10 protein-coding genes are annotated in these 13368 nt (G+C 63.3%); all 10 read left to right on the forward strand.

Annotated elements, in window-relative coordinates; genetic code table 11:
* Window positions 1–38 precede the first annotated feature (38 nt).
* The 10 genes from FY528_RS08895 (at window position 39) to FY528_RS08940 (ending at window position 13361) form a co-directional block, all read left to right on the forward strand.
* Entirely contained in the window at window positions 39–1532 is a 1494-nt protein-coding gene (locus tag FY528_RS08895) for a TolC family protein (protein ID WP_149070646.1), read from the forward strand.
* Between the two features lie 195 nt (window positions 1533–1727).
* Entirely contained in the window at window positions 1728–4907 is a 3180-nt protein-coding gene (locus FY528_RS08900; protein WP_149070647.1) for an Eco57I restriction-modification methylase domain-containing protein, read from the forward strand.
* A gap of 70 nt (window positions 4908–4977) precedes the next feature.
* Entirely contained in the window at window positions 4978–5610 is a 633-nt protein-coding gene (locus FY528_RS08905) for a helix-turn-helix domain-containing protein (RefSeq protein WP_149070648.1), read from the forward strand.
* A 102-nt stretch (window positions 5611–5712) separates the two neighbouring features.
* Window positions 5713–6129 carry a hypothetical protein gene (locus tag FY528_RS08910; protein ID WP_149070649.1) on the forward strand — a complete coding sequence of 139 codons (417 nt, stop codon included), beginning with the start codon at window positions 5713–5715 and terminating at the stop codon, window positions 6127–6129.
* 370 nt (window positions 6130–6499) lie between these two features.
* Entirely contained in the window at window positions 6500–7168 is a 669-nt protein-coding gene (locus tag FY528_RS08915; RefSeq protein WP_149070686.1) for an ABC transporter ATP-binding protein, read from the forward strand.
* 144 nt (window positions 7169–7312) lie between these two features.
* The gene (locus FY528_RS08920) at window positions 7313–7885 is read left to right on the forward strand and encodes an RNA polymerase sigma factor (protein ID WP_149070650.1); all 573 of its coding nucleotides are present in this window, start codon (window positions 7313–7315) and stop codon (window positions 7883–7885) included.
* A complete protein-coding gene (locus FY528_RS08925) occupies window positions 7875–9134 on the forward strand; it encodes an ABC transporter permease (protein WP_149070651.1) in 1260 nt (419 codons plus the stop codon). The genes FY528_RS08920 and FY528_RS08925 overlap by 11 nt, the downstream gene beginning before the upstream one ends.
* 42 nt (window positions 9135–9176) lie before the next feature.
* Complete coding sequence (locus FY528_RS08930) at window positions 9177–10373, forward strand: ABC transporter permease (protein ID WP_149070652.1); 1197 nt, start codon at window positions 9177–9179, stop codon at window positions 10371–10373.
* A gap of 219 nt (window positions 10374–10592) precedes the next feature.
* Entirely contained in the window at window positions 10593–11993 is a 1401-nt protein-coding gene (locus FY528_RS08935) for a sigma-54-dependent transcriptional regulator (protein ID WP_149070653.1), read from the forward strand.
* A gap of 69 nt (window positions 11994–12062) precedes the next feature.
* Window positions 12063–13361: a sensor histidine kinase gene (locus tag FY528_RS08940; RefSeq protein ID WP_149070654.1), complete on the forward strand. Its 1299-nt coding sequence runs from the start codon at window positions 12063–12065 to the stop codon at window positions 13359–13361.
* Window positions 13362–13368 lie beyond the last annotated feature (7 nt).

Below are 13368 nucleotides of genomic sequence, written 5' to 3' on the forward strand. Positions count from 1 at the left end.
ACTGACAACTAACCAAGCTGCTTCTGCCTTTCTGAGTTATGAAAACCTCTGCCTTTTATCTGGAAGTACTACGTCTCTGGGGCCTGCTGTTGGCTATTGTGGGCTTGATGCTGGGCGCGGCCATCAGCGCCTCAGCCCAGGCCCCGGCCCTCACACTACCCCAGGCCATTGAGCTCACCCTGGCGCAGTCGGCCGTGGCCAAGCAGGCGGTGACGGCCCGCGAAACCAGCTACTGGCAGTACCGTACCTTCCGCGCCGACTACAAGCCCCAGCTGGCCCTGGAAGGCGTACTGCCCGACTACAGCCGCTCCATTCTGGCCGTAACCCAGCCCGATGGTACCACGAATTTTCGGGCTGTGCGCATCAACACGTCGTACCTGGCTACTACCGCCACCCAGGCCATTGGCTTCACGGGCGGCAAAATCACGGTAGGCTCCACGCTCCAGCGCTTCGATAACCTTGAAGGCAAGCAGCGGCTCTACAACAGCAGCCCCGTGGCCCTGGGCTTTTCGCAGCCCATTGGGGCCTTCAACGCCCTGAGCTGGAACAAGCGCATTGAGCCGCTGCGCTACCAGGAATCGGGCCGCCAGTATGCCCAGGACCGGGAAACCATTGCCCAGCGCGTGACGGAGCTTTACTTCGACGTGCTGCTGCAGCAAGTGAATGCCGATGTGGCCCGCCAGAACCGCCAGGCCAGCGCCGACATGCTGCGCATGGGCCGGGAACGGTATAAGCTGGGCCGACTTTCCGAAAACGACCTGCTATTGCTGGAGCTGAACTTACTCGGCGCCGAGCAGGCCGAAATTCAGGCCGGGGTGGAGGCCCGCCAGGCTGCCGTGCAGCTCACCAGCTACGCCGGCCTCACCCTCGACCCCGCTGTGCCGCTGGCCGTGCCAGCGCTGCTGCCCGCCCTGCAGGTTTCGGCCGATGACGCCCTCACCCAGGCCCGCCGCTACCGCCGCGAAACCCTGCTGTTTCAGCGGCGCCTGCTCGAAGCCGACCGGGGCGTGGCCCAGGCCAAAGGCACCACCGGCTTTCAGGCCAGCCTGTCGGCCGGGTTTGGATTGGCCAGCAGCGCCGATCAGCTGGGCCGCAGCTACGTGAACCCCAACGACCAGCAGCAGGTGCGCCTGGGCTTCTCCATGCCAATTGTGGATTGGGGCAAGACGCGCGCGGCCGTGAAAACCGCCGAGCTCAGCCGCCAGCAGGTGCAGCAGCAAGTGCAGCAGGAGCAGCTCACCTTCGAGCAGACGGTGCGCGCCCAGGCCGCCCAGCTGGGGGCCCTCAACCAGCAGCTCGCCCTGGCTTCCCGCGCCGATTCCCTGGCTCAGCGCCGCTACGCTATCAGCCGGGCTACCTACCAGGTCGGCCGCATTTCCCTTACTGACCTCAACATTGCCCAGAGCGAGAAAGACCGTGCCAAGCGCGCCTACATTGCTGCCCTGCGCGCCTGCTGGGTGGCCTATTATCAGCTGCGCATCCTCACCTTGTACGATTTCGAACGGCAGCAGCCGCTGGTGGTGGAAGGGTAGGGGCACTGGTTTCTGGTAGCCGGGCAAAGGGGGAGGGGGAGCCACGGCGGGGCAGGGTTGGCCTCGTGAATTTCACCCTCGCCAACAGCCTTCACGAGTTAGCTTCCCCTGCACAAGCAAACCTTGGGCGGCTGGCTTCCCTCTCCCCCAGGAGAGGGGGCCGGGGGTAAGGTATTTACCCTACATTTACCCTCTATGCTATCCTTATTTGCCCCGGCGCCGGCCGCGCTGCCCGCCCCACTCGCCACCTACCAGCCTGCCCAGGCGCTGCCCGACTTTGCCACCCGCCTCGAAAAGCTGCGCAGCTGGCAGCAGCGCATTGCCTCCGGCTACGTTACCAGCCAGAAGGAGGAAGCCCTCCAGGCCGAGTTCCTGACCCTGATATTCGGGCAGGCGCTGGGCTACGAGCACGAGCGCACCGACTTCCGTCAGCTGCTGCTCGAACAGAAAACCGCCGTGGACGGCACCAAGCCCGACGGCTCCCTGGGGCACTTCGCGGCCGATGGCAAGGGCGCCCTGGGCGGCCCCACCCGCGCCGTCATCGAACTGAAGGACGCCCGCACCCGCCTCGACGCCAAGCAGAAGCTTGGGGCCAAAGGCCGCGCCGAAACCCCGGTGGAGCAGGCCTTCAGCTACCCCTCCAAGATGGGGCCGAGCTGCCGCTGGGTACTCGTGAGCAATTTCGTGGAGCTGCGCCTGTACGCGGCCAACGACCAGACCCGCGCCGAGCTCTTCGACTTCCGCACCCTGCCCGACGACCCGGCCGCCCTCCGCCGCTTCTTTGCCCTGCTGGGCGCCCCGCAGCTGCTGCCCGCCGCCGGCCAGCCCGAGGCCCCGCTCGATGAGGCCCTGCGCCAGCGCCAGGAGCAGGAGGCCCGCATCAGCAAGGAGTTCTACAAGGACTACCGCAAGGCCCGGCGCGATTTGCTCGACCACCTCATCGAGCAGAACCCCGCCGTGGACCCGCTCGACCTGCTGCGCCACACCCAGAAGCTGCTCGACCGCGTCATCTTCGTGTGCTTCTGCGAGGACAAGGGCATCATTCCGCGCCTCACCTTCCGGCGCCTGCTCGACGCGGTGCGGGCCAACGTGTTCGACCCCGCCGACGACAAGATTTACCGCACCGTGCGCGGCCTGTTCCGCAGCATCGACGAGGGCAACCCCCAGGCCAACATCAACCGCTTCAACGGCGGCCTCTTCGCCCCCGACGCGGCCCTGGATGCCCTCGTCATCAAGGACCGCACCCTCGGCCCGGTCATCAGCCTGGAGCAGTACGACTTCGCCTCCGAGCTGAACGTGAACATCCTGGGCCACATCTTCGAGCAGAGCCTGGCCGACCTGGAGGCCGAGCGCGCCCGCCTGCTGGGCCAGGCCCCGCCCGCCGCCAAAGAGGGCAAGCGCAAGCAGGACGGCATCTTTTACACCCCCGACTACATCACCCGCTACATCGTGGAGCAGGCCGTGGGCGGCTGGCTGCGCGAGCGGCGCCAGGAGGCCGGCCTGGAGGCGCTGCCCGACCTGACCGAGGCCGACCGGGCCAGCATCCGGGTGCGGCAGGGCGGCAAGGGCCTGCTGAAACCGGAGCCCCGCGTCCAAAAACATATCGATGCCTGGGAAGCCTACGGGCAGCGCCTGCGCGGCATCCGGGTGCTCGACCCGGCCTGCGGCTCCGGGGCCTTCCTCAACGAAGCCTTCACGTACCTGCTGCGCGAGGGCGAGGCCGTGAACCAGGCCCTGGCCGAGCTGCGCGCCGGGCAGTTTGAGGTGTTCGACCTCGACCGCCACATCCTCCAGCACAACCTCTACGGCGTGGACCTCAACCCCGAGTCCGTTCAGATTACCCGCCTCAGCCTCTGGCTGCAAACCGCCAACCCCGGCCGCCCCCTCACCTCCCTCGACCACGGCATCCGCTGCGGCAACTCCCTCATCCACGACCCCGCCGTGGCCGGCGACCGGGCCTTCGACTGGCACGCCGCCTTCCCCGAAGTCTTCGCCGACGGCGGCTTTGACGTGGTGGTGGGCAATCCGCCGTATCTGGGTGGCCGTGACTGGAAAGATGGCACCAAGCTGTACGGGGAATACTTCGTGCGGAACTACGAAACCATCGAATACCAGTTCGATATGTATGTGGCCTTCTGGGAGCGGGCAATCAAACTGGCAAACAGCGAAGGGTATGTTTCCTTCATTACGCCGAATACGTGGCTGAATAATCAGAAGACAGCTCAGTTACGGCGGTATATTTTGGCTAATACCGCAGTGGTGGCTATTACTGATTATTCAAAACATAATGTGTTTCAAGATGCGGTTGTGTTAACAATAATTGCTACACTTAAAAAGGGTGTTCCGGCTGATGCTCAGATGACGGGTATTTATGTGCCGAGTGGATTGCGTAATTCGGAAATTGTATTCTTGCATTCGATTCGACAGGATTTGTGGCGAGCTGACTCGTTAGGTATTATCAATATTGATTTGCGTGAAGGGGATGAGTCAATAAGAAGAAAGATAGAGTCTTCAGCTATTCTAGTCGGTGATTTGGCACTTGTTAAGCGTGGCGTTATGCTTTATGAGACAGGTAAGGGTACGCCACCTCAGAGTGCGGAAGATGCTAAGAATGCTATTTATGAGTCTGATGTAAAAGTAGATGATACATATCGTAAATATTTGGCAGGTAAGGATGTGAATCAATTCTCAGTGGAGTGGGATGGTAAGTGGGTGAAGTATGGTGCTAACCTTGCTGCTCCGAGAGATGCTTCATTATTTGAAGGTGAGCGGGTATTAGTCAGAAGAATTGTTGGTTCTCGATTAATATCAGGTTATACGGATGAGGATTTTGTAACCAGCCAGCTTTTGCATATTGTTAAGGCTCATGTACCTGCAAATGCTAAGTTTCTATTAACCGTCCTCAACTCGTCGCTAATGGCATACTACTTCCGCAAGAAGTACAACCGTCAAGACAAGACATTTCCGGAAATAAGAATCTACGAGCTGGCTTCCCTGCCTATCAAAATGGCAGAGGACCAACAACCCTTCATCACCCTGGCCGACCAGCTGCTGAGCGGCCACCGCGCCCTGCACGCGGCCGATGCCGACTTCGGCACCCTGCTGCGGGCCGAGCTGGGCCTCGCGGCCCCGCTCACCGGCAAGCTGGCCCTCACCCAAGAGTGGAAAGCCTGGAGCACGGCCCTGCAAAAAAGCCTGGGCCGCCCCCTGGCCCTGAAGGAAAAAGCCGAGTGGCTGCGGCACTTCGAGGCGCACCAGCGGCAGCAGGCGCAGCAGCGCCAGCACCTGCACGCGCTGGACCGCGAGTTGGACCAGCTGGTGTACCAGCTCTACCAGCTCACGCCCGAGGAAATAGCCCTGGTGGAAGGCCGCTAGGCCAGGCGGCCCCGGCGGCCTGCGAAGAATTCCGGTTACCTTCCCCGAATTCTTCGCAAGCCTGCTGCTTATGGCCCGTCCCGCCGCTTTTTCCGACTCGCGCTTGGCGCGGGTCCGCCGCTATTTTGGTCTGAGCCAGCAGGAGCTGGCCGCCCTGCTGGGCCTGGCCCCCTCTACTACCAACCAGCTCGAACGCGGCACCCGCGCCCTTACCCGCGAGGTGTACGAGCGGCTGGCCCCCTTTCTGGCCATACTGGAAGCCGCCGAAGCTGCCCCCGCAGCCCCCGCGCCGGCCGCCCCCGACCCCGAAACCGTCCCCGAAGCGCCGGCCGCCCTCACTACCCCGCCGCCCGGTCCCTTTGCGCCCGGCCCCCTGGAGCGCCGCCGCCGCACCTGCCTCTACGAGGCCCACAACATGCGCTGGCAGCTGCGCCACTTGCCCGAACAGGCAGCGGTGGCCGCCCGCTGGGCGGCGGCCCTGCCCCGGCTGCGGGCCACTCTGCCGCCCCCGCCGCCCGCGGGTGCGGCCCCGCGCACCCCGGAGGAAGTGCGCCTGCGCTACGTGCACAGCTGGCTGGAAACGGTGCCCCTGGCCCTGGAGCCGGAGGTGCTGGCCCACTGGCACCTGCGCCACCAGCGGGCCCTGGCCCTGGAGGCCGAGGCGGCCGCCCTGGGGGGCCTGCTGGCCGGGGCCACCGGCTGAGAAAAATAGCGGCTGCCGGGGGCGCTGCCTGTTGCTATTGTATGGTGGGACTTCTATGTTTAGGTCTAGCTTATTTTTTCACTTCTAACTTCTTTATTGCTTATGGCTGATGTAACCGTGCTCAAAACCTACGCCGACTGCGACGCCGCCCTGGCTAGTCTGCGCAAGGAAAAAGCCACCTATGCCCACCGCGACTACAATCAGTCGTACGCCGAAACGCAGGCCTCCGACCGGGCCACCACCCTGGCGGCCCAGCACGCCAAGGCCCTCGACGACGTGACCCGCTACACCACCGACGTAGCCCGCACCGACCTGACCAAGCAGGAGCTGACCACGGCCCGCCGCAACCTGATTGCCGCCACTGCCCGCCGCGACAGCCTGGCCCTGAGCATGGAGGCCGTGAGCGGGGCTGAAGCCTACCTGGCCGATGTGGATGCCGACCAGGTAGACGCCCAGCTTTCTACCCTCGACGCGGCCATTGCGGCCGTAACGGCCCACCGCGCTACCCTCTCGGCTTAACCGGCCACCCACTTCCGCCTGCCCCACCTGTTGCAACCGAAGCCGGCCCCACGCGGAGCCGGCTTTGCTATTTCCGGGCAGCAGCCCGGCTGTTTCCGAACACCCTGTCCGGTTTCGGACAATATTTTGAGTGCCTGCTTTTGTGTTTCGGGAACGAATAATCTTACAATCAGCGCGTTAGCGAAATGGCACGCGGCTTGGCTACTTACCAGGCAGGAAGGGCTCTGGTAGCGCAAAACCGGACACTCCTTCTGCCCACCGCAAGCAACCTTCTTTCTCCGCCAAACAAACTGCCAGCCCCATGCCCACGCTAACTGCCCAACCCGACCTGCTGACGACGGCCCAGGCCGCCCCCGCCACCGCCCAACCCATCATCCAGCTTACCGACATTGAAAAGGTGTACCAGACCAGCACCGTGGAAACCCTGGCTTTGAACCGCGTGAACCTGACCATCAACCGGGGCGAGTTCGTGAGCATCATGGGTCCTTCGGGCTGCGGCAAGTCCACGCTGCTCAGCATCATGGGCCTGCTCGACGAGCCCACCCACGGCACCGTGACGCTCTCGGGGCGGGCCGTAACGTCGTACTCCGACCGGGAGCTGGCCGACCTGCGCAATCAGCGCCTGGGCTTCGTGTTCCAGAGCTACCACCTCATCAACGACCTCTCGGTGCTCGACAACGTGGAGCTGCCGCTGCTCTACCGCAAGGGCATATCGGGCAAGGAGCGGCGCCAGCGCGCCCTGGCCGCCCTCGACAAGGTAGGCCTCAATGCCCGCACCAGTCACTTCCCCAGCCAGCTTTCGGGCGGGCAGCGCCAGCGCGTAGCCATTGCCCGCGCCCTGGTAGGCCAGCCCGACATCATCCTGGCCGACGAACCCACCGGCAACCTCGACTCGGTGATGGGGGAGGAGATTATGGATTTGCTGCTCACCCTGAACCGCCGCGACAACACCACCATCGTGATGGTAACCCACGACGAGCAGCAGGCCCTCAAAACCGAGCGAATCATCCGCTTCTTCGACGGCAGCCAGGTGAATTAAGGGTCTTAGGGTCTTAGGGACTTAGGGTCTTGGTTGACGTTCTGCCAACTCCCGTGACTTACCCGCCCTCTGCGCCTTCTGCGGCAGCTTCCGTGCCCTCTGCGGGCTAAAAACACCCGAACGACTCCAACCTACAACCCAGCTATGAAAACGACTTCCGAAACCGCGCTGCTGGAGGCCTGCCGCCAGGGCGAGGCCCGCGCCCAGCGCCTGCTCTACGACCGACTGGCCCCCAAGATGCTGACCACCTGCCGCCGCTACCTGCGCAACCCCGACGACGCCGAGGAGGCCATGATGTCAGGCTTCGTGAAGGTGTTCCGGGGCCTGGGCAGCTTCCGCCACGAAGGCTCGTTTGAAGGCTGGGTGCGCCGCATCATGGTGCGCGAGTGCCTGAACGTGCTGGGTCGCCACGAGCCCCTGCTGCTGGCCTTCGACGACTGCCCCGGTCTGGCGCCCGCCCTGCCCGCCGCGGCCGAAACCGACCTGCACACGGCCGACCTGCTGGCCCTGGTGCAGGCCCTGCCCGCCGGCTACCGCACCGTGTTCAACCTGTTTGCCCTGGAAGGCTACAACCACCCCGAAATTGCCGCGCTGCTGGGTATTTCGGAAGGCACCAGCAAGTCGCAGCTCAGCAAGGCCCGCACCCTGCTCCAGCGCCGCGTGGCGGCGCTTTCCCTTTCCTCCACTCCCGAAACCTACTCTCGCTATGCTGCTTAGCTATCTGAAAATTGCCTGGAAGGTGCTGCTGCGCCGCAAGTTCTTCACCGCCATCAGCTTGTTTGGCATTTCCTTCACCCTCATGATTCTGCTGGTGCTGGTGGCCGTGGTCGACCACTTTAACGGCGCCCATGCCCCCGAGAAGCGCATCGACCAGATGGCCTTCGTCAACAGCCTCCGGGAGCGGTTCAAGGATGGGGGCTCCAACAACATGCCCGTGAGTGCCTACTTTATCGATAAGTACGTGCGCACCCTGAAAACGCCCGAGCTGGTGGCCATGACCTCCATGACCAACGCCGCCACTTCCTTCGCCAACGGCCAGACCCTGACCCTGGATGTGCGCTACACCGATGCCAACTTCTGGCGCGCCATGGACTTTGAGTTTCTGGATGGGCGGCCCTTTTCGGCGGCCGAAACCAACCAGCGCAGCCGCGTGTGCGTGATTAACCAGCACACGGCCCGCACCTACTTTGGCACCGAGAAGGGCGTGGCTGGCCGCACCCTGGAAATCGGCCCCTACACCTACCGCATCACCGGCGTGGTGCCCGATGTGCCCGTGATGCGCCTCTACTCCAGCTCCGACGTGTGGGTGCCCTACACGCTCAGCAACGAAATGTTCGGCGACCAGCGCCTGGAGGGCGCCTTCATTGCCATTCTGCTGGCACCCTCGGCCAGTCAGGTGCCAGCCATGCGCCAGGAGTTTGAGCAGGTAGCCAAACGTATACCTTTACCCGACCCGAAGCGCTTCGATAAGCTGTCCATCCACGCCGACCCGGCCCTGGCCAGCATAGTGCGCCAGCTGACGAACAGCCAGGAAAAGGATTCGGATGGGATGGAGCTGTTTCTGAGTGTTTGTGCGGGCCTGGCCCTGCTGTTTATGCTGCTGCCCGCCCTCAACCTGGTGAACCTGAACGTGACGCGCATTCTGGAGCGGAGCAGCGAAATTGGGGTGCGCAAGGCTTTTGGGGCCTCGCGCCGGGTGCTGGTCGGCCAGTTTCTGGTTGAGAATATTGTGCTGGCTCTGCTGGGTGGTTTGCTGGGCCTGGGCCTGGCTGCCGTGGTGCTATACCTGCTCAACGAGTCGCAGTTTATTGCCTATTCGCACTTTGGTCTGAGCTGGAGCGCCTTCGCGGCGGGGCTAGGCCTCACGCTGGTCTTTGGCCTGATGAGTGGGGTATACCCAGCCTGGAAGATGGCCCGCCTCAACCCCGTAACGGCGCTGCGCGGCAGCGGAGCCGGGCCGCGCTAACTGCCGCCCGGATTTCTTCCTCACTTTTCCTTCGTCTTCGCCATGTTTCGTCACTTATTTCGCCTGATCTGGAACCGCAAGCGCACGAATGTGCTGCTGCTGTCCGAAATCTTCTTCTCCTTCGTGGTGCTCTTTGGGGTAGCCACCATTTTTATCGGTATTGGTACCAACTACGTGCTGCCCCGGGGCTTTGCCCACGAGCAGGTATGGCGCCTGAACATTGCCGCCGGCCAGGGGGAGAAAATGCCCCGCCCCCAGCTCGATGATGTGCTGCGCCAGGTGCGCGCCCTGCCCGGGGTGCAGGACCTGACCCTCACCAGCCAGAACACGCCGTTCCGCTTCATCACCATGAACAGCGACTTCGTGGCCGGCAAAAACAAGGCCGTGGATGTGGACCGCTACGATGCCGACGACCACTACGCCGCCACCATGGGGCTGCAGCTGAAAGAAGGCCGCTGGTTTCAACCCAGCGACGATGCCGCCACCCACCGCGCCGCCGTCATCACCCGCAACATGCGCGAAACGCTGTTTGGCACCCAGCCGGCCATCGGCCAGCTGGTCCGCCAGGATCCGCGGTTTGAGCAGGGCCCCCAGGAGGCGTTTCAGGTAGTAGGCGTGGTAGAGGATGTGCGCCCCCACGGCGACTTCGATGGCCGGGCGCCTTCCATGTGGATGCGCCTGCAGCCCCACGATACGACCAGCTGGGAGGGCGCGGCCGTGCTGGTGCGCGTGGCCCCGGGCCAGGGTGCCGAGCTGCAGCAGAAAATTGTGCACACGGTGGCCGGCGTCACCCGCAAGTGGAGCACCCAGGTCTACGCCCTGGAAGCCGACCGCCTCGACAAGCTGAAAATCACGGTGGCCCCGCTGGCTGCCCTGGCCGTGGTAGGCTTGTTCCTGATTGTGAACGTGGCCCTGGGGCTGTTTGGGGTACTCTGGTACAACATCAACCAGCGCCGCGCCGAAGTTGGCCTGCGCCGGGCCCTGGGCGCTACCGGGTCCCGCATCAGCGCCCAGTTTCTGAGCGAGATGCTGGTGCTCACCACCCTGGGTGTGGCCCTGGGCCTGCTGCTGGCCGCGCAGTTCCCGCTGCTCCAGGCCTTCGACGTGCCCACCAACGTGTACCTGCTGGGCATGCTCATTGCTACTGGCCTGATCTTTCTGCTCACGGCCGTGTGTGCCTGGCAGCCCAGCCGCCTGGCGGCCCGCATTCAGCCAGCCGTAGCCTTGCGCGAAGAGTAACCTTAGTGCCCCGGAATGGGATACTCCCTTCCCGGGGCACTTTTGCTTTGTTTTCCCGCTAGGGGTGAGGATAGGATTGGCCCGCATTGCAACCTGTCTTGCCGATACCCGACTCCGCCTTCTGGCTTGCGGAGCCACGCCGGTTTTAACCGGGCGGCTCCCGCAGGGTTGCGGCTTCCCCCCCAAATACCGTCCTTCGCTTCTCTTTCTTTTGTAGGCATGATTCTGATTGTTGACGACGACGTGGCGGTGCGCACCTCCCTGAGCCTGCTGCTCAAGCAGGCCGGCTACGCAGCCAAGGCGGTGGGCACCCCCGAAGCTGCCCTGGCCGTGGTGCCCGACCCCAGCGTGCAGCTGGTGCTGATGGATATGAACTACTCCCTCGACACCAGCGGGCACGATGGGCTGGCCCTGCTCGGCCAGGTAAAGGCCATCCGCCCAAACCTGCCCGTGATACTAATTACCGGCTGGGGCTCCATCACGCTGGCCGTAGAAGGTATGAAGGCCGGGGCCGCCGAGTTCGTGACCAAGCCCTGGAATAACGACGCCCTGCTGCAAACCATCCGCACGTGCCTGGACCTGGCCGCCAGCGCCGAGGCTACCCCGGCCTCCGACGATGCCCAGGCACCTACCCGTCGCCAGCTGGACAAGCAGTTTGCTTTCCAGAACATCATTGGGCAGGATGCGCGGCTCCTGCACGTGCTGCGCAGCGTGGGCCAGGTGGCCGCCACCGATGCCTCGGTGCTGATTGAGGGCGAGTCGGGGACGGGCAAGGAACTGATTGCTGAAGCTGTGCACCAGAACTCGCACCGCCGCCGTCAACCCTTCGTGAAAGTGAACCTTGGTGGTATTTCGGCCTCGCTGTTTGAAAGTGAAATGTTTGGGCACCGGCGCGGGGCCTTCACCGATGCCAAAACCGACCGGGTAGGGCGCTTTGAGCTGGCCAACGGCGGTACCATTTTCCTCGATGAGATAGGGGAATTGGATATGACCTCGCAGGTGAAGCTGCTGCGTGTCCTCCAGGACCGCACCTACGAGGTGCTGGGTGACAGCAAGCCGCGCCGGCTCGATATTCGCGTTATCTGCGCTACCAACCGCGACCTGGCCCAAGAAGTGCGCGAAGGCCGCTTTCGGGAGGACTTATTTTACCGCATCAACCTGATAACCGTGCGCCTGCCCTCCCTACGCGAGCGGCCCACCGGCATTCCACTGCTGGTGCAGCACTTCGTGGATTACCTGCGTGCGACCTACAACCGGCCTTCGCTGAAGGTGAACACGCGCGCCCTCCACTGGCTGCGCGAGCAGCCCCTGCCCGGCAACATCCGGGAGCTGAAAAACCTGGTGGAGCGCGCGGTACTCGTCAGCGGCAAGGATGAGCTGGGGCCCGAGGATTTCCAGGCGCAATTCCGGCCTACGGCGGTGCCCGTTGCTACTCAGCCCGGAGAGCTGCCCCCGGTGGGCTCCATGACCCTGGATGAGCTGGAGTCGCAGATGATTCGCAAGTCGATGGAGCACTACGCCGGCAACGTATCAAAAGTGGCCAAAGCGCTGGGGCTTAGCCGGGGTGCCCTCTACCGCCGCCTGGAGAAATACGCCATTCCGTTCGATTTGGCGCAGTAACCTACGCTGGCGACTTTGCCCGTCATGCCCCGACTCTGCTCGGCATGGCCTCTACTAACGTATTCCCGAATGACGCTGCGCCTAAAATTCCTGCTGTTTGCGGTACTGATTCATAGCCTGCTGCTGGTGCTGACCTGGCAGGTGTTGCGCCAGCATACGGTCTGGTTTATTGGGGCGGAGGTGCTGCTGGTGGTGTCCATCATCCTTACCGTGCAGCTATACCGGGATTTTGTGCGGCCATTTCAGCTGATTGCGGCCGGTACGGAGGCCATTCGGGCCAAGGATTTCTCTACCAAGTTTGTGCCCGTGCAGCAGCGCGAGATGGACCAACTGATTGACGTGTACAACCACATGATTGATGCGCTGCGTCAGGAACGCATCACCCAGCACGAAAAAAGCTTTCTGCTGGAACACCTGATTCAGGCCTCGCCGGCCGGTATTCTGCTCCTCGACTTTGAAGGCCGGATTGAGTCGGTAAACCCGGCGGCAGCGCGGCTCCTGCAGCTGCCGGCCGCCACGCTGGTAGGCCAAGTGCCGGCTGCCCTGCCTGGCGACTGGGGCGTGGCCCTGGGTAGCCTGCAGCCAGACCAGCCTCAGGCCGTGCAGCTCTCGGGTATGCAGAGCTACCGGGCCCATGCCTCCCATTTTCTTGATCGGGGCTTCACGCGCTACTTTATCGTGCTGGAAGAGCTAACCCAGGACATCATCCGCCAGGAAAAGCAGGCCTACGAAAAGCTGATCCGGATGATGTCGCACGAGGTAAACAACTCCATCGGGGCCGTAAACTCTATTCTGCAGAGCTTCCACTACTACGCTCCCCAACTAGCCCAGGAAGACCGCGCCGACTTCACCGAGGCCTTGGACGTTTCCGTCACGCGCAGCACGCACCTGGCCAACTTCATTGCCAACTTTGCCCACCTAGTGCGCCTGCCGCCCCCGGTACCGCGCACGGTAGATGTACACGAACTGCTGAAGTCAACCTGCCGGCTGCTGCAGGTGCAGAGTGAGAAACGGCGCATCCGCTGGCACTGGCAGCTCACGGAAGGCCCGCTGTATGTTTCCCTCGACACCCAGCAACTGGAGCAGGCCCTGCTCAATATCGGCAAAAACGCTCTGGAGGCCATTGGGGAAGATGGCAACGTGTGGGTGCGTACCACCGCTTCGCCGCCCACCGTCATCATCGAAAACGACGGCCCGGCTATTCCCCCGGAAGTGCAGCGCAACCTGTTTACGCCCTTCTACAGCACCAAGCGCGACGGTCAGGGCATTGGCCTCACCCTTATCCGCGACATTCTGCTCCAGCACGGGTTTGCCTTTTCGTTGCAAACGAATGCTACCGGCCGCACGGCGTTTACCATCCGGTTCTAGAGGCCTC

The organism is Hymenobacter lutimineralis, assembly GCF_008271285.1.
GTDB classification, from domain to species: domain Bacteria; phylum Bacteroidota; class Bacteroidia; order Cytophagales; family Hymenobacteraceae; genus Hymenobacter; species Hymenobacter lutimineralis.